Annotated in this window: 18 protein-coding genes and 1 tRNA gene; 3 read left to right on the top strand and 16 right to left on the bottom strand. The window is 67.9% G+C overall.

The window, feature by feature from the left end:
* Positions 1 to 5 precede the first annotated feature (5 nt).
* From DPR14_RS18595 to DPR14_RS18580, 4 genes are all read right to left on the bottom strand, one after another.
* A complete protein-coding gene (locus DPR14_RS18595) occupies positions 6 to 617 on the bottom strand; it encodes a HyaD/HybD family hydrogenase maturation endopeptidase (protein ID WP_246148312.1) in 612 nt (203 codons plus the stop codon).
* Positions 614 to 1,372 (bottom strand): Ni/Fe-hydrogenase, b-type cytochrome subunit, encoded by a 759-nt coding sequence (gene cybH / locus DPR14_RS18590; RefSeq protein ID WP_158046481.1) that lies wholly within the window; start codon positions 1,370 to 1,372, stop codon positions 614 to 616. The genes DPR14_RS18595 and cybH overlap by 4 nt, the downstream gene beginning before the upstream one ends.
* Positions 1,373 to 1,388: 16 nt before the next feature.
* Positions 1,389 to 3,182, bottom strand: coding sequence for a nickel-dependent hydrogenase large subunit (locus DPR14_RS18585; RefSeq protein ID WP_158046480.1), 1,794 nt, complete (start codon positions 3,180 to 3,182; stop codon positions 1,389 to 1,391).
* Positions 3,183 to 3,254: 72 nt separating this feature from the next.
* Positions 3,255 to 4,355, bottom strand: coding sequence for a hydrogenase small subunit (locus DPR14_RS18580; RefSeq protein WP_192499023.1), 1,101 nt, complete (start codon positions 4,353 to 4,355; stop codon positions 3,255 to 3,257).
* A 380-nt stretch (positions 4,356 to 4,735) separates the two neighbouring features.
* Here DPR14_RS18580 and DPR14_RS18575 point away from each other — a divergent pair, with 380 nt between their 5' ends.
* Together DPR14_RS18575 and DPR14_RS18570 are read left to right on the top strand one after the other, a co-directional pair.
* Positions 4,736 to 5,338, top strand: a complete 603-nt coding sequence (locus tag DPR14_RS18575) for a HupE/UreJ family protein (RefSeq protein WP_158046479.1) — start codon at positions 4,736 to 4,738, stop codon at positions 5,336 to 5,338.
* 246 nt (positions 5,339 to 5,584) lie between these two features.
* Positions 5,585 to 7,543: a PAS domain-containing sensor histidine kinase gene (locus DPR14_RS18570; protein WP_211103823.1), complete on the top strand. Its 1,959-nt coding sequence runs from the start codon at positions 5,585 to 5,587 to the stop codon at positions 7,541 to 7,543.
* Here DPR14_RS18570 and DPR14_RS18565 read toward each other — a convergent pair.
* The 11 genes from DPR14_RS18565 to DPR14_RS18515 all read right to left on the bottom strand — a co-directional run bounded on the left by DPR14_RS18565 (position 7,534) and on the right by DPR14_RS18515 (position 19,089).
* On the bottom strand, positions 7,534 to 8,166 hold the full coding sequence (locus tag DPR14_RS18565; protein WP_158046477.1) for a S24/S26 family peptidase: 633 nt from the start codon (positions 8,164 to 8,166) through the stop codon (positions 7,534 to 7,536). The genes DPR14_RS18570 and DPR14_RS18565 overlap by 10 nt on opposite strands.
* Positions 8,167 to 8,534: 368 nt before the next feature.
* Entirely contained in the window at positions 8,535 to 9,173 is a 639-nt protein-coding gene (locus DPR14_RS18560; RefSeq protein WP_158046476.1) for a helix-turn-helix domain-containing protein, read from the bottom strand.
* A gap of 210 nt (positions 9,174 to 9,383) precedes the next feature.
* A complete protein-coding gene (locus DPR14_RS18555; protein ID WP_246148310.1) occupies positions 9,384 to 10,553 on the bottom strand; it encodes a CgeB family protein in 1,170 nt (389 codons plus the stop codon).
* The gene (locus DPR14_RS18550) at positions 10,550 to 11,647 is read right to left on the bottom strand and encodes a CgeB family protein (protein ID WP_158046475.1); all 1,098 of its coding nucleotides are present in this window, start codon (positions 11,645 to 11,647) and stop codon (positions 10,550 to 10,552) included. The genes DPR14_RS18555 and DPR14_RS18550 overlap by 4 nt, the downstream gene beginning before the upstream one ends.
* Positions 11,647 to 12,765 (bottom strand): CgeB family protein, encoded by a 1,119-nt coding sequence (locus DPR14_RS18545; protein ID WP_158046474.1) that lies wholly within the window; start codon positions 12,763 to 12,765, stop codon positions 11,647 to 11,649. The genes DPR14_RS18550 and DPR14_RS18545 overlap by 1 nt, the downstream gene beginning before the upstream one ends.
* A 34-nt stretch (positions 12,766 to 12,799) precedes the next feature.
* A complete protein-coding gene (locus tag DPR14_RS18540; RefSeq protein WP_211103822.1) occupies positions 12,800 to 13,957 on the bottom strand; it encodes a glycosyltransferase family 4 protein in 1,158 nt (385 codons plus the stop codon).
* Between the two features lie 2 nt (positions 13,958 to 13,959).
* Positions 13,960 to 15,264 (bottom strand): TIGR04295 family B12-binding domain-containing radical SAM protein, encoded by a 1,305-nt coding sequence (locus tag DPR14_RS18535; RefSeq protein ID WP_158046473.1) that lies wholly within the window; start codon positions 15,262 to 15,264, stop codon positions 13,960 to 13,962.
* Positions 15,261 to 17,144 carry an SDR family NAD(P)-dependent oxidoreductase gene (locus DPR14_RS28365; protein ID WP_158046472.1) on the bottom strand — a complete coding sequence of 628 codons (1,884 nt, stop codon included), beginning with the start codon at positions 17,142 to 17,144 and terminating at the stop codon, positions 15,261 to 15,263. The genes DPR14_RS18535 and DPR14_RS28365 overlap by 4 nt, the downstream gene beginning before the upstream one ends.
* A gap of 38 nt (positions 17,145 to 17,182) precedes the next feature.
* Complete coding sequence (locus DPR14_RS18525) at positions 17,183 to 18,301, bottom strand: NAD-dependent epimerase/dehydratase family protein (RefSeq protein ID WP_158046471.1); 1,119 nt, start codon at positions 18,299 to 18,301, stop codon at positions 17,183 to 17,185.
* Positions 18,302 to 18,461: 160 nt separating this feature from the next.
* On the bottom strand, positions 18,462 to 18,836 hold the full coding sequence (locus DPR14_RS18520) for a hypothetical protein (protein WP_158046470.1): 375 nt from the start codon (positions 18,834 to 18,836) through the stop codon (positions 18,462 to 18,464).
* A 178-nt stretch (positions 18,837 to 19,014) separates the two neighbouring features.
* A tRNA-Thr gene (locus tag DPR14_RS18515) sits at positions 19,015 to 19,089 on the bottom strand.
* A gap of 177 nt (positions 19,090 to 19,266) precedes the next feature.
* Between DPR14_RS18515 and DPR14_RS18510 the strand changes: the two genes are divergently transcribed.
* A complete protein-coding gene (locus DPR14_RS18510; RefSeq protein ID WP_158046469.1) occupies positions 19,267 to 21,216 on the top strand; it encodes a bifunctional 2',3'-cyclic-nucleotide 2'-phosphodiesterase/3'-nucleotidase in 1,950 nt (649 codons plus the stop codon).
* Between the two features lie 38 nt (positions 21,217 to 21,254).
* On the opposite strand, the gene rlmB is transcribed toward DPR14_RS18510, so the two are convergent.
* Positions 21,255 to 22,088, bottom strand: a complete 834-nt coding sequence (gene rlmB / locus DPR14_RS18505) for a 23S rRNA (guanosine(2251)-2'-O)-methyltransferase RlmB (protein WP_158046468.1) — start codon at positions 22,086 to 22,088, stop codon at positions 21,255 to 21,257.
* Between the last annotated feature and the right edge of the window lie 7 nt (positions 22,089 to 22,095).

The raw sequence follows: 22,095 nt of genomic DNA, 5'->3' as shown, positions 1-22,095 counted from the left end.
TCCGATCAGGCGAAGAAGCGGGAGTCGCCGACGCGGCAGGCGTCTTCGGCGGAGGGGCGGCCGGCTTCGTAATCGGCGAGACCGATGCCGCCGTGAAGCAGATCATCGGGAGCGTCGGTTCGCGGCGCCGCCGGATAGCCCCAGCACGCCAGCTGCTCGACGGCGATGGCCAGGGCCGGCTCGACCCGGGCCCGGACCGGCGGGGTCAGGCTCCCGCCGTAGTCTTCCAGTTCGACGGCCTGGACGCCGATCAGCAGGATGTCGTCAAGGGTGCCGCCCAGCAGTTCGGCGGCGCTCAGCACGTCCTGGAAGCCGGTCTGGTGCAGGCTCATCTTCTTGGCGCCCGTGAACTTGGGCACCTCGTCGCCGCGCACCAGCTTCAAGGTTCCCGGCTCCTCGCCATAGTCGATCGCGTCGAACACGATCACCCGGCGGGCCGCCTTGACGTAGTGGACGAGGTAAAGGCCCTGGGTGCCGCCGTCCATCACCAGGACGTCTTCGGGAAAACTCCAGCGGCGGTGCAGTTCCTCCACGCACCGCACGCCAAAGCCCTCGTCGGCCCAGAGGATGTTGCCGATGCCCAGGACGAGGACGGGACGACCGGATTCGATGCTCACTTGCCGTCGTCCTTGAACATCCGCCAGCCGCTGATCATGGTGCTGATCATGCTCTGCCGGCTCATGATGTCCTCGCGGATCGCGGCATAGACGTGGATGATCACGAAGGTGACGATCACCCACATGCCGAGATGATGGATCGTGTGCAGGTTCTGCGAGTTGCCGGCCAGCGGGATCACCCAGCCGAACAGCGTGTCGAACCAGCTATCCTGACCCGCCCCCTCGGAGTAGAGCGCGAAGCCGGTGACGATCATGAAGATGCTGCCGACGCTGTAGATCGTCACCATGGCGAGCTGGGCCAGCGGGTTGTGGCCGATATACTTCTTCGGGTAGTCGCGCATGAAGGCGTACCACTGCGCCTCGACCAGCACTTCCCGCCAGAACTTGCCCGACCAGAACGGCAGGACGAACATCTGGCGGGCATGGACATTGCCGACGAACGCCCAGTAGATCCGCCCCGCCATGCCGATCGCCATCACGAAGCCGGCGGCGAAGTGGGCGAAGCGGATGTAGCCCATCAGGTAGGCGTCGCTCGCCTCTCCCGGCTGGGAGCCCGGCGGCGAGCCGATCAGGTAGCCGGTGACGGCGAGCACCAGGATCGCGGCGGCGTTCACCCAGTGCCACAGGCGGACCGGCCACTCGTAGACGTAGATGGCGGTCTGGCGGACCTGGAGATGGTTCCGCGCGGTCGCGAGATCGGCGATCTCGTCGTCGGCGGAGGATGCTGCCGGGGTCTTGTCGACATGCGCGGTCATGGGGGCGATCCTCCGCTCAGCGCACGGTGACTTCGGTGAGTTCCCTGCCGTCCGGCGCGATCACGTGGGTCGAGCAGGCGAGGCAGGGGTCGAAGCTGTGCAGGGTGCGCAGGATCTCCAGCGGCTGCTCCGGATCCGCCATGGGGGTGTCGAGCAGCGAGGCCTCGAACGCCCCGATGTTGCCCTTGGTGTCGCGCGGGCTGCCGTTCCAGGTGGTGGGGACGACCGCCTGGTAATTGGCGATCTTGGTGTTCTCGATCCGGATCCAGTGACCGAGCGCGCCGCGCGGCGCCTCGGTGAAGCCGACGCCCTTGGCCGACGTCGGCCAGCTCGACGGGTCCCACTTGGCGGTGTTGGCCGTGGTCTCGTCGCCGGCCTTGATGGTGCGGACCAGCTTGTCCTGGAAGTGGCGCAGCTTCTCCGCCGCCCAGCCGCATTCCAGCCCGCGCGCCGCGGTGCGGCCCAGGGTGGAGAACAGGGCGGTGACCGGCACGTCCAGGGCCTTCAGGAGCTGGTCGACCGGCTCCTTGAACTCCGGCTTGTTCTGGGCGTAGCCGATGACGTAGCGGGCCAGCGGGCCGACCTCGACGGCGTGGCCCTTCCAGCGCGGCGACTTGATCCAGGAGTACTTGGCACCCTCGTCCACCGCCTCGATCCGGGTCTTGGTGCCCTTGGCGTTGGGGCCGAGCACGTAGTTGGGCTCGGTCACGCCGTCCCAGGGGTGGAGGCCCTTGGACTCGTCGGCGTACTTGTACCAGGAATGGTTCACGAACTCCTGCACCTGGTCGGGCGCCCTCAGGTCGATCTCGTGGATCTCGTCCAGCTTGCCGTTGAGGATCACGCCGCGCGGCAGCATCAGGCTCTTGTCGGAATAGTCGTTCGCCCGCTCCGGGATGTCGCCGTAGGACATGAGCGACGTGCTCGCCAGGCCGCCGCCGTACAGCCAGTCCTTGTAGAAGCCGGCGATGGCGATCAGGTCGGGGATATAGACCTGGTTCACGAACTCGATCGTCTGGTCGATGATCGACGATACCAGGTTGAGCCGTTCCATGTTGATGGCACCGACGCCTCCGGTCCCGTCGATGTTGATCGGGCAGGGCACGCCGCCGACCAGCCAGTTGGGGTGGGGGTTCTTGCCGCCATAGACCGTGTGGATCTTCACGATCTCCTTCTGGAAGTCGAGCGCCTCCAGGTAGTGGGCGGTCGCCATCAGGTTGGCTTCGGGCGGCAGCTTGTAGGCGGCGTGACCCCAGTAGGCGTTCTTGAACGGGCCGAGCTGGCCGCTCTCGACGAACTTGCGCAGCCTCGCCTGGATGTCGCGGAAATAGCCGGGCGACGACTTGCCCCACGAGCTGATGCTCTGGGCCAGCTCCGACGTGGCCTTGGGGTCGGCCTTCAGGCCGGAGACGATGTCGACCCAGTCGAGCGCGTGCAGATGGTAGAAATGGACCAGGTGGTCGTGGACCTGCAGCGTGAGCTGCATGATGTTGCGGATGGTGTTCGCGTTCTCGGGGATCTTGATGTCCAGCGCGTCCTCGACCGCGCGGACCGAGGTCAGCGCGTGGGTGCCGGTGCAGACGCCGCAGATCCGTTCGGTGAAGGCCCAGGCGTCGCGCGGATCACGGCCCTTCAGGATGACCTCCAGCCCGCGCCACATGGTGCCGGTGGAAACCGCGTTGCGGATCACGTTGTCGCCGTCGAGGTTGACCTCGACGCGCATGTGGCCCTCGATCCGCGTCACGGGATCGACCACCACCCGGCGGCCGGTATTGTCCAGGGAGAATCCGTTCGGCGTCGAAACGGTTGCCATCGCGCTGTTCCTCTAGTCCTTAAGTCTTCGCGTTCACGGGTCCGGGCGCTTGTTCCGGGTGCGGACCGGCGGTCAGTCGTGCGGGGTGGCGGGGGCTTGGGTCTCGCCGGACTTCATGCGGGCGCGCTTGACGGCGCTGACCGCGGCGTGGGCCGCGATGCCGGCGCCGATCACGCCCGCGACGGTGCCGCCGACCTGGTCGGCGTTCGCCTCGATGCCGAACTGCTTGATGTTGGTGAGGCGGTCGTAGAACGAGCCGTTGTCCCAGAAACCGTCCTCGGAACAGCCGATGCAGCCATGACCGGACTGGATCGGGAAGGAAACGCCGGCGTTCCACCGGGTGGTCGAACAGGCGTTGTAGGTGGTCGGGCCCTTGCAGCCCATCTTGTAGAGGCAATAGCCCTTCTGGGCCTGCTCGTCGTCCCACTGCTCGACGAACTGGCCGGCGTCGAAATGGGGCCGGCGGTAGCACTTGTCGTGGATGCGCTGGCTGTAGAACATCTTGGGCCGGCCCTGGCGGTCCAGCTCGGGAATGCGGTCGAAGGTCAGCATGTAGGTCACCACGCCGGTCATCACCTCGGCGATCGGCGGGCAGCCTGGCACCTTGATGATCGGCTTGTCGGTGATAACCTCGTGGACCGGGGTGGCTCGGGTCGGGTTGGGCTTGGCCGCCTGGACGCAGCCCCAGGACGCGCAGGAGCCCCAGGAGATCACGGCCATGGCGTCCGAGCAGACCTCGCGGAGCTGCTCGACGAACGGCCGGCCGCCGATGATGCAGTACATGCCGTCTTCGTTGAGAGGCGGGTTGCCCTCCACCGCCGCGATGTAGCGGCCCTTGTACTCGTGCCGGATCTCGTCGAGGATCGCCTCCGCCTGGTGGCCGGCGGCGGCCATGATGGTGTCGTCGTAATCCAGGCTGATCATCGACAGGACGACGTCCTTGACCAGCGGGTGGGCGGATCGGATGAAGCTCTCCGAGCAGCAGGTGCATTCCAGTCCGTGCAGCCACAGCACCGGGATGCGGGGCTTGGTCTCCATCGCGTGGGCGATGCGCGGCCCGAAGGCAGGCGCCAGTCCTAGGGAAGCCGCGGTCAGCGAGCAGAACTTGAGGAAGCTGCGGCGGCTGATCCCCTGCCGCCGGATCACGTCGTAGAAGGTTTCCACCCTGGCCATCGGCCTGTTCCTTTCGCTTGTACCCGGTGCGCCTTGTCCGATCGGCCTCGATGGACGACCGCGGCGGAACACGCCATGGAGTGCCGCCGCTTCCCGAAATCAGGACTTTCGCCGAACGCGACCCTTGCTTTCCGTCGCGGTCCCGGCGATTCCTTGCTCCGGGCTTTCCCCTGCCAGCTTGGTCATAGACAATCCGTCTTACGACCTTGGCTCACATTGATCTGGATCAACCATGATCGGGCAATTTTTGCTAAAATATCCGGGCTCGGTGTTGCCGTCTCGATCCAGGTCTCCCGTTGGCCAGGTCTCCCGGTGGCCAGGTTGCCTTTAGGCCAGGTTGTGCAATGGCGGCTTCAATTCTTTCTTCAGGAGACGATCACATGAGGCGTACAGGTCTCGGACTAGGGCTCGTGGCGGCTGCGCTGACGGCCATGCCGATGGCGGCGTTCGCACACACGGGGCACATGGAACCGGGCGGGTTCATGCACGGTTTCGAGCATCCGCTCGGCGGTCTCGATCATCTGCTCGCCATGGTCGCGGTCGGCCTGTGGGCCGCTCAACTGGGCGGCCGCGCGCTCTGGGTGCTGCCGGCGTCGTTCGTCGGGACCATGGTCCTGGGCGGGCTGGCCGGCATGTCGGGGCTGCCGCTGCCGTCGGTCGAACTGGGCATCATCGGCTCGGTGCTGGTGCTGGGCGGCCTCGTAGCGCTCCAGCCGAAGCTGCCGCTGGCCGCCTGCGCCGCGATCACCGCGCTCTTCGCGGTCTTCCACGGCTATGCCCATGGCGCCGAGATGCCGGCGGCGACCTCGCCGTGGCTCTACGGCCTGGGCTTCGCGCTGGCGACCGCGCTGATCCACGGTGCCGGCATCGGGGCGATCCTCGGCATCCGCAACGTGTCACGGGGGGCGGCCGGAAGGATCGCGGTGCGCGGCAGCGGCGCGCTGGTCGGCATCGGTGGCGTAGCCCTGATCCTGATGGGCTGATCGGCGTCTCCCGGCCGGTCGGCACGATCCAGGCCGAGACGAGGCGGCATCCTTGGCCGCGAACCTCCTCCCCCCGCGGGGAGGAGGTTTTTCGTTTCGGCGCCGGTCGGCTGAATGTTTACGAAAGATTCATTCGCCGGACGGTAGTCTTCGATATCGACAAGAGGCCGGACGAAAGGCTCGGGCACCGCCGGAATCATGGAAAGCGGAGCGATCACCAAGCTGAAACATGAGGTTCCGCCCTCCATGCGGCCGGAACCCGCTTTCGATGCCCTGTTCCGGCTTTCCCCGGATACGGTGACCATCGCCGACTGGACGGGCGCCGACGGTGGCGCGGACTTGTCCGCGGCCAGGATCGTGTACGTCAACCCCGCCTTCACCGAACTGACGGGCTACCGCCCGGAGGAGATCGCCGGGCTGACGCCGGGAATCCTTCCCGGCATCGATCCGCCCCGCAGGGAGCTTGTCCGGATACGCCGGACGCTCGGCCTCGGGCAGGCGGTGCGGACGGAGATTCGCGGCTATGCCAAGGACGGGCGGGAGTACTGGTCGGACCTGACGATATCGCCGTTCCAGGATGCCGCCGGCGGCCGCCGCCTGCTGCTGGCGGTCCAGCGCGACGTCACCGCGCGCCGGCTGGAACTGGATGCCCGGCGCCTGGAGCGGGATGCCCTGCGCGAAGCGAACAACCGCCTGCAGGAAGCGATCGACTCCGTTTCGCAAGCCATAACCCTGTGGAACCCCGAGGGCCGGCTGCTGCTCCATAACAAGCGCTTCGCGGAGCTGTTCGCGCCCAACGCCCACATGGTCCGCCCGGGCGTCCGGTTCGAGCGGCTGTTGCGGGCCAACGTGGAGGCGGGCGTCTACCGGATCGAGGGCGATGCCGAGGAGTGGGTGGAGGCGCGGCTGCAATGCCGCGGGGAATGCGGCATCGGGACGGACCTGACGGTGGCTTTCGCCGACGGGCGCCATTTCCGGGTCAGCGAACAGAAGACGCCGCGCGGCCACATGGTGGCGGCCTGGGTCGACGTGACCGAGATCAGGCGCATCGAGCAGCGGCTTCGGGATGCCATCGAGAGCGTCAACGAGGGCTTCGTGCTCTGGGACGCCGATCAGCGGCTGGTCCTGTGCAACAGCCGCTACAAGGACCTGTCGCCCGCGGATTCGGGCGAAGCGTGCCTGGCGCCGCAGGCTGTCCGGCTGGAAGGCGAGTACGAGCAGGAGTTGCCGGACGGGCGCTGGCTGCTCGGCAGTTACCGGCGCACCTCCGAAGGCGGGATCGTCGGCATCAGGACCGACATCACCCTGCGGAAGCAGCAGGAGCTGAAGCTGAAGACCAGCGAGGAAAGCCTGCGCGTCCATGTCGCGGAGCTGGAGGAGGCGCGCTCCCGGCTGGAGGCCCAGACCTGCGCGCTGTCCGAACTGGCGTCGCGCTATCTGACCGCGCGCGACAACGCGGAGGAGGCAAGCCGCATAAAGTCCCAGTTCCTCGCCATGATGAGCCATGAACTGCGGACGCCCCTGAACGCGATCATCGGCTTTTCCGAAATGATCGAGACCCAGGCGCTGGGTCCGGTCGGCGTGCAGCGCTACGTGGAATATGCGCGTGACGTCCATACCAGCGGACGCCACTTGCTGGAGCTGATCAACGACATCCTCGACATGTCGAAGATCGAAGCCGGGAAATACGTGCTGCACCGGACCGAGGTCGACATATCGGTGGTGGTCCGCCGCTGCGCCCGGATGGTCCGCCTGCGTGCCGACGAGGCGGGCATCGACGTGGTCGAGGATGACAGCGCCGCCATGCCGCCCGGAGGCGTTACCGTCTGCGCCGACGAGCGGGCGCTCAACCAGATCCTGCTCAACCTGCTGTCCAACGCCATCAAGTTCACCGACCGCGGGGGCCGGGTGACCATCTCGACCGAGGTCGTCGCGGACGAGATGCACCTTGCGGTGACAGATACCGGGATCGGCATCGCGCCGGACGACCTGGACCGGGTCGGGACGCCGTTCGAGCAGATCGACAACCGCCACACCCGCAGGCATGCCGGGACCGGTCTCGGGCTGGCCCTGACGCGCTCCCTCACGGAGATGCATGGCGGCCGGATCGACATCCGCAGCGAACTTGGCGTCGGCACCCGCGTATGCGTCATATTGCCTCTTTCCGTGCTGCCCCAGTTCGGAGATGCGGTGCGTCAGGGATAATCGACGCCGACGATCTTGCAGATAGCCGTCAACTGCCCGATGCTCATCGATTCCTCCCGCCCGCCGCCGAAATCGAGCATGACGCCGTCGGAACTCCTGCCGCGGAAAACCGCGATCCGGGCGGAGACGGCCCGCTTGACCAGAACGAAATCCCCCGGGCGCAACGGCTTGCTCGGATCGACATAGGCCAGGCTGCCGACCGGCAGGCACGGGCTCAGAGCCGCATCGTGCACGTAGGCGGCGAAGGCGTCGATCACATGCGCCAGCATTGCCGGCCGCTCCGTCTCCGCGACCGGGGAAGCCATGTCGATCTCCAGATCGGATGCCCGCCCGTAAACCATCAGCCTGGGGCGCGTTTCAGCAGGGGCGGAAACCGGCGTATCCGTCGAAACAAGCAATTCCGGTTCCCGTAACCGGCTTTCTCCTATTCCCAGGTACTGAGCCAACTTGATCCGGACATCTTCCGGGAGGAAGCGCGGCTTGCTTTGAAACAGATACTGATGGAAATAGCCGTGATTTCTCCCGCAGGCGATGCTGGCCGCCTTTAGAGTGCTCTTGGTCCTGATCAGGGCAAGAACCGACTGACGATGACCATCCGCCCCATCCAAGACCATTTTCATCATCTGCCCCCAACTGCTTGCTACGCAGTCATAACAAAAAGAAAATCCTCTGTATTTTCTTATTTTGCGGCACGGTAAGATGAAAAATGATTAGATATCAATGCTATCGGATGGCGTCGGACGGTGTTCCGATCCGGAAATGTTCATGAACAGGAAGTAATAATACGACTTGGTAGCAAGCCGGACGAATGCCGATTTGGGGACAGCGTTGTGCGGAATCCGACCGGGTGTCCGAACCGGAGCGTCAGCCACGCGGTGCGACATAAGGCGGATCAGGCGCCGGAGCGCTCCCCGCGGCGCCGCAAAGGCGCCTTCCAGGGATCGTCGTGGGGTTGCGGCTCAGGAAAAGGGAGCGACTCGCACGTGTCCGATCACTCGCGAGCGCCGCTGATCATCCAGACCCCTGCCACCTTGTGGAGCAGGTCGATGGCGTCGCGGTCCAGATCGACGCGCTTCTTGGACAGGGTCAGGCCGTAAAGGTCCCCGTCATCCGACTGCCGCAGAAAGAAAACCAGCGGTGACCAGGTCACGCGGTTGATGACAAGGTCGTTGATCACGACCGGGCACTGCGGATGGATGTGCAGGATCACGCCGGGCAGAAGAGCCGGGGCGTTCGCCATGTCGCCGATGCTGACCGCATAGGCACCCGGCACGTCGACGAGCTGGATCGGGCAGGGGACCTTGCCGGTCGGCACCGCTTCATTCCGCCGGGAAGAGAGCGTCCGGCCTTCGAACAGCGGGATGTCATGCTGGTGGACCGGCGTGTCGGTGGCGCGCTCGATGAAGGCGCGCAGCTTGCTGTCCGGAGTCAGAAGATCGAGCGGGGTGATCCCGTAGACCCCGGCCAGCTTGATCACATGATCGGGCCGGATGGGACGCGCGCCCGATTCCAGCTTGGACAGCTCGCTCTTCGATACGCCGCACATGCCGGCGGCTCTCGTCAGCGTGATGTTCTTCATCATCCGGTAATTGCGAAGGCGCGTGCCGTCATGCTCAACCTTGGATTCCATCTTTTTTCTCGAAATTGCGGATGCTCGAATACATTTCCACTTTACCTAAAATTATAGGAACATAGAAACAGATTCAACCCGTGCCGGTGGCACGCCATTATCATGATACTTCTTTGACGGGCCTTTGCCGCCCGGCGAGGCGGGCTGCACATCCGGGGAAAACGGTGCCGGCCGTGACACTATGTCCACGGCCGGCGTTTTCCCGATCCATCACGCGGTGGAAACGGTAGCCCGCGCTTCCGCGACGAACATTTCCAGCTCGGCCGCGCGGTGGGCGGCCGTATGGTTGGCGAGGATCCGCGAACGCGCCCGTTCGCCGATCGCCTGGCGATGATCATCGGACATGGACCGCAGGGTTTCGAGCACGGCTCCGGCATCCGCCGCGATGATGATCTCCGTGCCCGGTTCGAACAGGCCGTCCAGGCCCGGCCACCAGTCGCTGATGATCGGCGTCCCGCACGCCGCGGCCTCGAACAGCCGGACGCTGGGCGACCAACCGGCCGTGATCATGTCTGCCCGCGTCACGTTGAGCGTGAATCGCTGGGCGTTGTAGAAGGCGCGATGTTCGTCCGGCGGCAGATGGTCGGTCCGCTCGACATTGCCGGGCCAGTCGATGGTTTCGGGATACTGCGGCCCGGCGACGACGAAACGGCCCTCGGTCCAGGCCCGTGCCGGTTCCACCAGCAGCCGGTCAACCGTCGGCTGGCGGTCGGGGCTGTAGGTGCCGAGATATCCCAGGTCCCAGCGGGGACCGCCCTGGCCGGCCCCCAACTCCGGATAGTACCGTTCGGGATCGACCGAGCAGTAGAGCGCACGGGCCATCGGCGAGCCGAACTGCCGCTCCAGCCGCCCGAGGGTCGGACCTCCGGTGAACGACAGGTATATGCCGTAGCGCGGGATCAGGTCGGGGCTCAGATACTCGACGTCGCCGCGTTCCAGCTTCGCCAGCGTCACCGGGGTGTCGATGTCGTAGAAGGCCGTGACGCCGCGCGCGGTCCGGATCGCCCAGCCGCCGACTTCGACGCCGTCCGGAACGAAGGATCCGACGATCACCAGGTCGGCGTCGCGGACCTCCCGGGTGAACCGGTCGCCAAGGTCCGCCAAGTCCTGGTAGAGCGCGGTCCGGCAGAACGGCGGCTCGGCCAGGTCGCGGTGGGCGGCGTACCAGGGGCGGTCGGCTTCCAGGAACAGCACGTCGTGGCCGCGGTCGGCAAGGGCCTTGACCAGCGCCCGGTACGTGGTCGCGTGGCCATTGCCCCAGGACGACGTGATGCTGAGGCCCAGGATGACGATCGACAGCTTGGCCGACAGCTTGGCCGACAGCTTGGCCGACAGCCCGGCCGCGCCTTCGGTCATCCGTCCGTCGACGAACCCGTTCATGCCGGGACCCGCCCGGCATGGGCGCCGTTCACCAGCAGGGCCTCGACCTCCCTGGCGCGGTGAGCGTAGGTGTGGGCGTCGAGCATGCGGCGCCGGGCAGCCTCGCCGATCGCGCGGGACCGTTCGGGCGTCAAGGCGTCGACATGGGCCGCGACCTCGGCGCCGTCGCGCGCCACCAGGATCTCCTCGCCGGGGACCAGGAACTGTTCGATCCCTTCCCAGGCGTCGGTGATCACGCAGGCGCCGGCTCCGGCCGCCTCGAACACGCGGGTCGCCGGCGAGAAGCCGACGGCGGCCATGCTGTCGCGGGCGACGTTCAGCACGGCCAGCGCGGAGCAGTTCACGGCGTTGTGGTCGGCGGTGTAGACGTGGCCGATATAGTTGACGTTGCCCGGCATCGGCTTGTCGCCCCAGCCGTTGCCGCCAAGCAGGAACCGGCGGCCGGACAGCGTCGCCGCGGCGTTCAGGAAGAACTCCTCGACCCGCGCCTCGCGGTCGGGCAGGCGGTTCGCCATGAAGCTCAGGTCGGCGGCGAAGCGCGGGTCGGCCGGCACCGGGTGGTGGGTGTCGGGATCCAGGGCGTTGTAGATCGGCACGCATTCCCGCGCGCCGACCTCGCGGTAGGCCCGGATCACCGGGTCGCCGCCGCCGTAGGTCAGCACCATGTCGTAGCGGGGAACGAGAGGGCGCAGGGTGTCGCCGGGGTTCTCCCGCATCGACGCCAGGGTCGCCGGGGCGTCCACGTCCCAGAAGATCACGGTGGCATCCGGGCGCCGCACGTCGAGCACGCCGGCCTCCAGCAGGCTGTCGAAGACGCCGACGCCGCTGGCCTTGACGATCACGTCGGCGTTCCGGCCCTGTTCCAGCGCCTTGCGGGCGCTCGCCTCGTCGTTGGGGTAGACCACCACCCGCGCCCAGTCGGGATCGGGGATGTCTCGGTGCTGCTGGCGCTCATAGGCGTCCGGCTCGAAGAAGGTCACGCGGTGCCCCCGCGCCGCCAGGGCCCGGATGATGCCCCGGTAATAGGTCGCGGCACCGTTCCAATAGGCCGAGACCAGGCTGGACCCGTAGAAGGAGATGTCGAGGCCGGCCATCAGCGGGCCTCCTGGAGCAGAGGTCTTTCCTGCTTCAGGCCGCGGCAGATCTCCAGCAGCTCGTCGACCCGGTGGCCGCAGGTGTGACGGGACTGGATCGTCTCGTAGCCGCTCCGCGCGAGCGATGCCGCAAGGTCGAGATCGTTGAGGACGTCTCGGAGATGCTTGGTCATTTCGGTACCGTCACGGGCTATCAGGTAGTCGCTGCCGGGGCGGAACAGTCCCTCGGCGTCGTCCCATGGCGAGCAGACCAGCGGGATGCCGCAGGCCAGGGCCTCGAAGGGGCGGATGGTCGGGATGCCGCGCAACGTCTCGACATAGGGGCGGCGCGGCACGTGGACCGTCACCGGGAACCGGGCGAACGCCTCGGGTGCCTCGTGGTTGGGCAGGTATCCGGCATATTCGGCGCCGGCCAGCGCGATGGCCGCCTTGGCATCGGCCGGATAGCGCACGCCCTGGATGCGGGCCTTCAGCTTGAGCTGGCGGATCGGCAGCAGCAGGAACTCGCCCAGTTCGACCGAGCGCTCGCCGTCTCCCCAATTGCCGATCCACACCAGGTCGCCCTCGCGGGGGCGTCCGGGCAGCGGGCGGAACAGGGCGGTGTCCGCCGCCTCGTGCCAGGTCCAGGCGCGCCGGCCCCAGCCCATGCTGAGGTAGATTTCCCGGATCACGGCGCCGTAGGCCAGCACACCGTCGTACGCCGTCAGGTCATAGGCCGCCATCGACTTCGGATCGGTGACGGAACGATGATGGGTATCGTGGAACAGCAGTTGGAACCGTCCGCCGGCGGCCCGCTTGCGGCCGATGTCCGCCACCAGGTCATGGTCGTTCCATTCGTGGACGATCACGATGTCGGCACCGTCGAGCGCGCGGTCCAGGTCCAGGGTGGCGGGATCGTAGCTGGTGGAGCCGAAGCCGGGAAAGACGGCGGCGAAACGGGCGACCGCCTCGGCTCCCTGGTCGGCGATCAGGTTCTGCAGGCTCCAGCCGTTGCGCGGCTCGAACACCTGCACCTGATGGCCGCGGGCGGTCAGCTCCCGGATCACGCCGCGCAGGAAATGGGCGTTGCCGTGATTCCAGTCGGACACCAGCGAATGAGTGAAATAGACGAAGCGCATGGGTCTCCGCTTGGCTTGAAGATCGGCGTCGAGGTCAGCGTTCCAGCGGTACGGCGGCGCCATCGCGGTGAAGGGGGATCGAACGCGGCGCGTCCTGCAGGTCGGCGTAGACGTCGAGATAACGCGCGACCATGCGTTCCGTGCCATAGCTGCGTGCGCGCTGGCGCGCCGCGGTGGCGAGCGCCCGCAGGTGCGGCGGGTCCGCGGTCATCCGCCGCAGTTCGCGCGCCAGGGCGGCAGGGTCGTCGGGCGGGACGAACACCGCGGCCCCGGTCCACAGCTCGCGCAGGCTCGGCACGTCGCCCAGCACCAGCGCGCAGCCGGACAGCGCGGCTTCCAGGATCGACAGTCCGAACGGCTCGTACCGGGCGGGCAGGGCGAAGACCGCCGCCCTTCCGTACCGGTCGGCCAGCTCGTCGGGGCGGAGGTGGCCCAGCAGGCGCAGGTTCGCCGGCAGGGCATCGCCTTCCGGCCTTCTCCCGTCCGGGTGCTTCCGGGAGCCGGCGACGACCACCGGCCAGTCCAGCCCGGCGGCGACGCCGTCGAGGGCGCGGATGTTCTTGGCCTCGTCCCAGATCCGTCCCACGCTGATGACGGTCGGCTCCCGGTCCGGCCGTGGGTGCCACGCGCCGCCGTCCCGTCCGTTCCAGACCACCCGCCCGTGCGGGACCGGACCGTAGTGGGTTTCCAGCGCGTCGAGCATGGCCTGCGTCGGGGCCACCACGCTGTCCGCCGACGCCAGCCCGGCGGCCACCCGGTCGGCATAGGGCCGCCACTCCGCCGGGGCCGGACAACCGTGGACGGCCTGCCACCAGGACAGCACGCAGGAATGGGCGACCACGACGACCGGCCTTCCCCAGGGCAACGCTGCATGGGCATAGCCGCTGAGATGGACCAGATCGGGCGCCACCCGCTCCGCCAGGTCGAGCAGCCAGTCGCCGGCGGCGGCGAGATCGTCTTCCGGGCGCTCCATCCATTCCAGCCTGAAATCGCCATGGTGCAGCCTCAGGCCGGGGGTCGCGATCGCGCGGGCACGCTGGACCGGGGAGGGCGCCGGCCCCATGACCGCCAGGGTAACGCGGACGCCGCGCCGCGCCAATCCGCCGGCCAGTTCCAGGGCGTAGTCCCAGACGCCTCCGACCGCGTCGGCCGTCATCAGCACCCGGCGCGGTGAGCCCGATGAGGGAAGCATGGTCAGCGCATGTCCGGGGCGGCCAGTTCCAGTTCGCGCAGCGGCAAGGGCCGCTGGTCCTGGATGTCGCTGAAATCCACGTGGTGGGTCAGGTAGTGGTCGAGGGCGCGTTCCCACGCCTGGTCGTCCGGCAGGCCCCAGAGCTTCCGGTAGTCGGGCGAACCTGGATAGGGGAACAGCGGCACGGGCTCGTTGGCCCAGACGCCGTGCTCCAGCAGCCGCTTGCGCCACGCTTCGACCATGCCGTCGTCGTCGGTGCCGGCCTCGATCAGGTTGGCCTGGACGAAGGCGACGTGCCGCTTGGCGAAGATCAGCCGGTCGGTCAGCTCGTCGGTCGACATGCGGCAGTTCTTGTCCAGCGCCTGGCGCCCTTCCGGCGTCAGGCTCTCCACGCCCGCCTCGATCGAGACGCAGCCGGCCCGGCCGAGCAGTTCCAGCATCGGCTCCTTCCACAGGTCGATCCGGGTCTGGACGCCGAACTTGATCCTGCGCTCGGCCAGGGCCTCCAGCAGCTCGGCGTTGGGCAGGAAGATCTCGTCGATGAAATAGACATACTCGACGCCCTGCGCGATCAGCCGGTCCAACTCCTCCAGGATCACCGGGAGCGGGCGCTTGCGGTACTTGTCGCGGAAGGTCTCCTTGGCGCAGAAGGAGCAGCGGTAGGGGCACCCGCGCGAGGTCTCCATCTCCGCCCCCGGGCCGGGCCGGGCGCCGTTCGGATCGATATCGAAACGGTGATGGTGGTGATGGTGCCGGGCGACCCACTCGTCGGGCCAGGACAGCGCCTGCAGGTCGGTGAAGCGCGAGGCGTAGGGTCCGCCATTGACCTTCACGTTGTCGCGGGGACCGAAGCAGATCGACGGGATGGCGTCCCACGGCTCGTCGGCGAGGCGGGGGAGCAGTTCCTCGCACTCGCCCATCACGACCACGTCGACCCCCAGCTTGGCATGGGCCGCCCGCGGCGTGGTCGAGCCGTGAGGCCCGACCGCGACCAGGGTTCCGCCGACATCGCCGACCGCCTTCAGCACCTCCTGCGGAATCCGGAGTTCCGGCGGGGCGCAGCGCCAGAACAGGTAGCTGGGCGCGGTGGTGACCACGGTGAAGTCGGGCGCGTACTCGGCGACCCTGGCGCGAATCCCGTCCAGGTCGAGGTCCATCAGCTGGCCGTCGATGATCACCGCCTCGTGGCCGGCGCGCTCGATCAGGGCCTTGGAGTAGCCGTACTCCAGCGGCAGGTGCGGCTCACGGCAGCCGAAATAGATGCTGCCGTCGAAGTTCCAGTTCGGGTTGATCAGGGCGAACTTCATGATGCCGCCCTCCTCAGGACGGGCGTCTCGGCTCCGGCGATACGGTTCTCGGTCAGCCAGCCGGACAGGCGCGCGATCCCTTCGGCGATCCCGACCCGCGGTCGCCACCCGGTCGCGGCGTTGAACTTGGCCGTGTCGGAGACGTAGTAGAGCTGGTCGCCCGGTCGCCAGGGACCGAAGCTGATGTCGGGACGGCGGCCGGAGGCCGATCCGATCCGCTCCAGCAGCTCGACCAGGCTGGTGGCATTCGCGGGGCCGCCGCCGATGTTGAAAGCTTGCCCCCGGATCGCCGGCATATGCTCCTGCGCGGCAAGGAAGGCATCGACCAGATCCTCGACGAACAGGATGTCGCGGACTTGGCAGCCGTCGCCGTACAGGGTGATAGGTTCGCCGTCCAACGCGCGGATCAGGAAATGGGCGACCCAGCCCTGATCCTCGGTGCCGAACTGGTGCGGACCGTAGATGCAGCTCATGCGGAAGACCGCGGTCGGCAGGTCGTAGGTGCGGGAATAGTCCAGCACATACTGGTCGGCGCTGCCCTTCGACGCGCCGTAGGGGCTGTAGAAGTCCAGCGGACGCGACTCGTCGATGCCGCGGGCGCGGATCTCCGGGTCGGCCGGGGCGTAATGCTCGCCGTCGAGCCGAAGTTCCAGGTCGGCCAGCTTGCCGTAGACCTTGTTGGTCGAGGTGAACACCAGGGGAGGCGGCTCGGCCTGCGCCCGCATCGCCTCCAGCAGGTTGACCGTACCGCGCGCGTTGATCTCGAAATCCGTGACCGGGTCCACGAGGCTGGTGGTCACGGCGACCTGAGCCGCGAAGTGGAACATCTTGCCGGCCTGGGCGACCGCCTCGCGGAGCACGTGTGGATCGCGGATGTCGGCCAGTTCGAAGGTGACGGCGTTGCCGTGGGTCGATTTAAGCCAGTCGATGTTCTGCTCGACGCCGGGGCGCGACAGGTTGTCATAGACGAGGACTCGATGGCCCTCGCGGACCAGACGGTCGGCCAGGTTGGTCCCGATGAAACCGGCCCCGCCGGTGATGACCACCGGCTTGCCCGTGCTGCCCGACGCCGGACGGGGCGATCCGGGACGGCCAAGGCGATCGACCGACCGGACCGCTGCGATGCCGCCCCGCTCCAGCAGGCGGCCGAGCAGCTTCGGCGAACCGTCCGCCCGGAGGACGCCCAGCGCGTAGTCCCGCTCGTCCGCGTGGAAACCCCGGGCGCTGGCCTCGTCCGGGGTCAAGTCCTGGAGCGACGACCAGTAGACCCGGTCGGCCGGAGCCTCGGCCGCGGCGAGGAAGGCCCTGATCTGGCCGCGCTCGTCGTGGCGCCAGGTGGAGAAGCCCGTGCCGGTGATCCACAGGGGGTGAACCCGGCCGGTCGCGGCCATCGTCTCCGCGTACTCCTCGACGACCGCTTCCCAGCCGCGCCAGGACATGTCGCCGGTGCCGGGGAACGCTCCGATGCCGACGGCGTCGATGGCGCCGAGGCCGCCCCGCTGGGCGAGGAGTTCCAGGGCAGCCGGATCCAGGCCGCTCAGCACCACCTTGCGGCCGGCCCGCCGGGTCGCGGCGGCGGCCTCCGCGATGTCCGGCGATTGGCCCGGAGCGGCGGCGATCTCGATCCACTCCAAGGCGGGCACGGCCGCGATGAGCTTCCCAATGCCATCAAGTGCGCCGCTCTCGCCGAGGGCGAGGGCCGGCAGCAGGTCGAACTCCGTCGCGAGGCGCGGGAGCAGCCAGTCGTACCAGCCATCGGCCGAGCCGTCGTCACCGACCGGAACGCGCAGGCGGCGGATGCCCAGCCGCTTCAGCGTCGCCACGGCCTGCTCGGCGCGGTCCCGGTCATCGGGTCGGAAGGTGACGGTGAAGCCTGGCATGGTTGCGGGCGGATCCCTGGGAGTGTCCCGGTCGCCCATCATACGGCCAACCCCCTGGCCGCCAGCTCACGGCTCGCTTGGTCGACGCGGTCCACCGCGATCTGGCCGTCGAGCCAGGCGGCCAGCTCGACCATGCCGTCGGCCAGCGACGTCTCCGGCCGGTAGCCCAGGAGGCGCTGCGCCTTGCCGATGTCGGCGAAGCAGTGCCGGATGTCGCCGACGCGGAACTTCTTGGTCAGTGTCGGCGCGATGCGCGACTTGCCGAGCGAGGCGGCGAGCTGCTCCGCGACCTCGACCACACTGTAACTGTCGCCGCTGCCGACATTGAAGACCTGGCCCGCGGCATCCTTGGCGTTCAGTGCCAGATGGCAGGCGCGCGCCACGTCGGCCACATGGACGAAGTCGCGGCGCTGCAGCCCGTCCTCGAAGATCATCGGCGGATTGCCGTTGAGCAGCCGGGAGGCGAAGATCGCGAGCACGCCCGTATAGGGGTTGGACAGCGCTTGGCGCGTCCCGAACACGTTGAAGAAGCGCATCGCGACGGTCGGAATGTTGTAGGCCTGCCCGATCAGCAGGCACATGCGCTCCTGCACATATTTATTGAGCGCATAGATCGACGACAGCGTCGGCGCCTTGTCCTCCGTCGTCGGGACGGGCGTGATCTCGCCGCCGTCCGGGCCGAGCGGCTCCCACAAGCCGTCCTTGAGCCTGGAGAGGCTGCGTTCGGCCGGGGTGACGATCTCGCCCCTGATGTCGCGGTACAGTCCTTCGCCGTAGATGCTCATGCTGCTGGCGACCACCAGCCGCTCGACAGGCCGCTCGATCAGCGCCTGGAGCAGCACCGCGGTGCCGAGATCGTTGACGCCGACGTATTCGTCGACCTGGTACATGCTCTGGCCGACGCCGACCATTGCGGCAAAGTGATAGACGGCATCGATGCCCTGCAGCGCGGACTTGACCGCGGCCGGATCGCGCACGTCGCCGACGCGCAGCTCGATGTCACGGCTCAGATACTCCGGCCGGGCGCCGCTGCTGCCGTGAACCTGCTCGGATAAACTGTCCAAAACCCGGACTTCATGGCCGGCGGCAATGAGTTCATCGGCCAGATGCGAGCCTATGAAGCCGGCTCCGCCAGTGATGAGTATCTTTTTTGACATAAGATTGTTTTCCCCGGATTTTCTTCCAGGAGGAGAACGGGATCCGGCCGGTCGATGTTCCAATCCCCCTTTCGGGGTATAGTGCGGCGCAGGGGCGTAGGACGGCTCGCCTATGATCTTCCGGCGAGCCGTCGGGATGGAGGCGGGCGGTTAAGGCCGCTCAGCCGGCCGAGAAGATCATGATGAACCCGATGACGAACGCGGCGACGACGATGCCGGCGGCGATCATCGGCCCGAGATGGCTCGGCGGCGTGTCCCGCGAATGGGAATTCGCCGGGGCATGGGCCGGCGCTGCCGGACTCTCGTACTGGACATCCGCGGCCGGGGTCGGAACGCCGGCCGCCTCGTCGTCGGTGCCGAGCGGAGAGGTTGCCGGATCGGGCGCCGCCACCTTGTCGCGGAATTTGCCGCTGTCGATCTGGTCTCGGAGATGACCGCGTTCCATCGGGTCGGGACTGGCTGTCTTTGCGGGATCGGGGCGGCTGGCTGCATCGTGCGCCGCGCCCATGTCGCGGTCCGTTTCGCGGTCGGCCATTGGGGTTCCCTGCGCCTGTTGCTGTTCGTCGAAGAAATGTCTTCAGGATGCGCGGCGTCGCGCGCGTCCGGGACATCAACGAGCGGGCAGGGGGTTGGTTCCAGAAGACAAGCCTGTGCCAGGGGCGTCCGCCGGGCGCAACGCGATTCCGGGAATGTCAGGCCAGGGGGCTCTCGACTGGTGCCGGCTGAGGGATTTGAACCCCCGACCTTCGGTTTACAAAACCGCTGCACTACCACTGTGCTAAGCCGGCTCCGGGTCGAACGGGACGCAGACTAGCGCCGCGGGCGGCGCGCGACAAGCCCGCGGTGAAGATTTCCTTACGCCGCGCGAAAGGGGAGCAGACCGGTTGACGCCCGGCGCCCGGTGCCGGTAACCCATGGGCATGCGCGGAGGCCGTGCCCCGCGTTCCGCCCTCCCGGGAGATGAGATGGACCGCAGAAGCTTCCTGTTCGCGCTGGCCCTCGGGGCCACGACATGCCTGACCGCCACATGTTTCGCCACCGGCGCCCACGCCGATGCCACCGTCCGGCTCCGGCTGCTCGGCACCACCGACCTGCACGTCAACGTGCTGCCCTACAACTATTATTCGGACAAGGAGGACGTCACGGTCGGTCTGGCGCGAACCGCCACGCTGATCGCGAAGGCGCGGGACGAGGCGAGGAACAGCCTGCTGCTCGACAACGCCGACGCCATCCAGGGCAATCCGCTGGGCGACTTCGTGGCGCGCGAACGCGGCCTGAGGCGCGGCGACGTGCATCCCGTCTACCGGGCGATGAACCTGCTGAAGTACGACGCCGCCACGGTCGGCAACCACGAGTTCAACTACGGGCTCGGCTTCCTGGCCGATGCCCAGGGCGGCGCCACCTTCCCGATCGTGGCGGCGAACGTGGAGCGGGCGGGCGACGGCCAGCCCTATTTCAAGCCCTACGAGATCCTGACCCGGCAGGTGGTGGACGAGGCGGGGCAGGCCCATGCCCTGAGGATCGGGGTCATCGGATTCGTGACGCCCCAGATCACCACCTGGGACAAGGCCGCCCTGGAGGGCAAGGTCGTCACCACCGACATCGTCGAGGCCGCCCGCAAATACGTGCCCGAACTGCGCGCCAAGGGGGCCGACATCGTCGTCGCCCTCAGCCACAGCGGCCTGTCGGCCGAACCGCGGGTCGGCGGGGAGGAGAACGCGACCTGGTACCTCGCCGGGGTCCAGGGCATCGACGCGATCCTCACGGGGCACCAGCACAAGGTCTTTCCCGGCCTGGATTTCGCCGGACTGCCCGACACCGACATGGCGAAGGGCAAGGTCCGCGGCGTTCCGGTGGTGATGCCGGGGTTCTGGGGCAGCCACCTGGGCCTGATCGACCTGACCCTGAAGGAGGAGGGCGGCAAGTGGTCGGTCGCCGACGCGATGTCGTCGGTGCGGCCGATCTGGGAGACCCGGGACAAGCAGAAGGTGGCGCTGGTCGAGTCGGACCCCGCCATCGTCGAGGCGCTGAAGGCCGACCACGAGGCGACCCTGGCCTATGTCCGGCAGCCGATCGGCGAGACGACGGCGCCGATCAACAGCTATTTCGCCCTGGTCCAGGACGACCCGTCCGTCCAGATCGTGACCAACGCGCAGGTCTGGTATGCCAAGCGGATGCTGGCCGGCACCGAGTACGAAGGGCTGCCGGTGCTGTCCGCCGGAGCGCCTTTCAAGGCCGGCGGGCGCGGCGGGCCGGACTATTACACGGACATCCCGGCCGGACGGATCGCGATCAGGAACGCGGCCGACCTCTATCTCTACCCCAACACCCTGCGCGCCGTGGTGATGACCGGCGCCCAGGTGCGGGAGTGGCTGGAGATGTCGGCGGGCGCCTTCAACCGGATCGACCCGTCGCAGCCGGGCGAGCAGGCGCTGCTGAACCCGTCCTTTCCCAGCTACAACTTCGATGTCATCGACGGCGTGACCTACCGGATCGACGTGTCGCAGCCGGCCCGCTACGACGGCGACAGAAAGGTCGTGGCGCCGGCCTCGCACCGCGTCAAGGATTTGGCCTTCGAGGGCAGGCCGATCGACGAGTCGCGACGGTTCGTCGTGGTGACCAACAACTACCGGGCCGGGGGCGGCGGCAAGTTCCCCGGCCTCGACGGTTCCAACGTCATCCTGGAGGCTCCGGACGAGAACCGCACGGCGCTGGTCAACTACATCTTCGACCGCAGGACCATCGACCCGGCGTCCGACGGCAACTGGTCCCTCGGCCCGATCGGCGGCGACGCGGTGGTGACCTTCACCTCGTCGCCCAAGGCGAAGGAGGCGATCCCCGCCGGCAGTCGGATCAGCGCGCTCGGCGATGCCGGCGACGGCTTCGCCAAGTACCGGATCGACCTGTCCCGGTAGGCGGTCCCGGCAGGCGGTCCCGGCAGGAAAGCGGCGGTTCAGCGCAGCCGGGCCAGTTCGTAGAGCGCCACCGCCGCCGCGTTGGACACGTTCAGGCTGCCGATCGGACCGCCGGTCGGCAGCCGGGCGATTTCGTCGCAGCGCTCCATGGTGAGCCGCCGCAGCCCGCTGCCCTCGGCGCCCAGCACCAGCGCCACCCGGCCTTGAAGATTCATCTGGGCAAGGGTCCGGGCGCCCGATTCGTCAAGCCCGACGCACCAGTAGCCGGCTTCGCGCAGTTCGGTCAGCGAGCGGGCGAGATTGACGATCCGCACCAGGGGCACGACCTCCGCGGCGCCCGAAGCGCTTTTCGCCAGCGTGCCGGTCAGTTCGGGCGCGTTGCGGTCCGGCAGGACCACGGCGCTGGCGCCGAAGGCCGCCGCGGAACGCAGGATGGCGCCCACGTTGTGCGGGTCGGTCACCTGGTCCAGCACGACGATGACGTCGCCGTCCTTCATCGATCCCTGGCGGACGATGTCCTCCAGGTCCACCTCCGGCAGGGGGGCCGCATCCAGCACGAGTCCCTGGTGGACCGCTCCGGGGGGCAGCAGGCGGTCCAGTTCGGTCCGTTCCGTCACGGTCGGCTTGGGCCGTTCCAGCCCGGCCGCTCGCGCCTGCTCGACGGCGCCGGCAAGGCTCGCCAGGCCCGCCTCCGTACAAAGCAGTCGGCTGCAGCGCCGGTCCGGGTTGGCCCAGGCAGCGGCGACGGGATGGAGCCCGAACAGCAGGCCGGGGCGGCCCGACTGAGCGGCGCCGGACTTGTGCCTGCGGGCCGGGGCGGCCGGGGTCTGGGGGGAGGGTTGGGCGGGGCGGGGCGGCTTGCGTCTGGTCATGATGGAA

Source organism: Skermanella pratensis (genome assembly GCF_008843145.1).
In the GTDB taxonomy this organism is placed as follows: Bacteria; Pseudomonadota; Alphaproteobacteria; order Azospirillales; family Azospirillaceae; genus Skermanella; species Skermanella pratensis.
The sequence above is the reverse complement of the archived record's forward strand: the minus strand, read 5'-3'. Positions and strand labels throughout refer to the sequence as shown.

Coding starts and splice junctions, on each gene's coding strand:
- DPR14_RS18535 (WP_158046473.1), bottom strand. CDS start 15,264: ATGAAGTTCGCCCTGATCAACCCGAACTGGAACTTCGACGGCAGCATC.
- DPR14_RS18575 (WP_158046479.1), top strand. CDS start 4,736: ATGAGGCGTACAGGTCTCGGACTAGGGCTCGTGGCGGCTGCGCTGACG.
- cybH (WP_158046481.1), bottom strand. CDS start 1,372: ATGACCGCGCATGTCGACAAGACCCCGGCAGCATCCTCCGCCGACGAC.
- DPR14_RS18580 (WP_192499023.1), bottom strand. CDS start 4,355: ATGGCCAGGGTGGAAACCTTCTACGACGTGATCCGGCGGCAGGGGATC.
- rlmB (WP_158046468.1), bottom strand. CDS start 22,088: ATGACCAGACGCAAGCCGCCCCGCCCCGCCCAACCCTCCCCCCAGACC.
- DPR14_RS18585 (WP_158046480.1), bottom strand. CDS start 3,182: ATGGCAACCGTTTCGACGCCGAACGGATTCTCCCTGGACAATACCGGC.
- DPR14_RS18525 (WP_158046471.1), bottom strand. CDS start 18,301: ATGTCAAAAAAGATACTCATCACTGGCGGAGCCGGCTTCATAGGCTCG.
- DPR14_RS28365 (WP_158046472.1), bottom strand. CDS start 17,144: ATGCCAGGCTTCACCGTCACCTTCCGACCCGATGACCGGGACCGCGCC.
- DPR14_RS18565 (WP_158046477.1), bottom strand. CDS start 8,166: ATGATGAAAATGGTCTTGGATGGGGCGGATGGTCATCGTCAGTCGGTT.
- DPR14_RS18510 (WP_158046469.1), top strand. CDS start 19,267: ATGGACCGCAGAAGCTTCCTGTTCGCGCTGGCCCTCGGGGCCACGACA.
- DPR14_RS18555 (WP_246148310.1), bottom strand. CDS start 10,553: ATGAACGGGTTCGTCGACGGACGGATGACCGAAGGCGCGGCCGGGCTG.
- DPR14_RS18560 (WP_158046476.1), bottom strand. CDS start 9,173: ATGGAATCCAAGGTTGAGCATGACGGCACGCGCCTTCGCAATTACCGG.
- DPR14_RS18545 (WP_158046474.1), bottom strand. CDS start 12,765: ATGCGCTTCGTCTATTTCACTCATTCGCTGGTGTCCGACTGGAATCAC.
- DPR14_RS18570 (WP_211103823.1), top strand. CDS start 5,585: ATGCGGCCGGAACCCGCTTTCGATGCCCTGTTCCGGCTTTCCCCGGAT.
- DPR14_RS18520 (WP_158046470.1), bottom strand. CDS start 18,836: ATGGCCGACCGCGAAACGGACCGCGACATGGGCGCGGCGCACGATGCA.
- DPR14_RS18540 (WP_211103822.1), bottom strand. CDS start 13,957: ATGCTTCCCTCATCGGGCTCACCGCGCCGGGTGCTGATGACGGCCGAC.
- DPR14_RS18550 (WP_158046475.1), bottom strand. CDS start 11,647: ATGGCCGGCCTCGACATCTCCTTCTACGGGTCCAGCCTGGTCTCGGCC.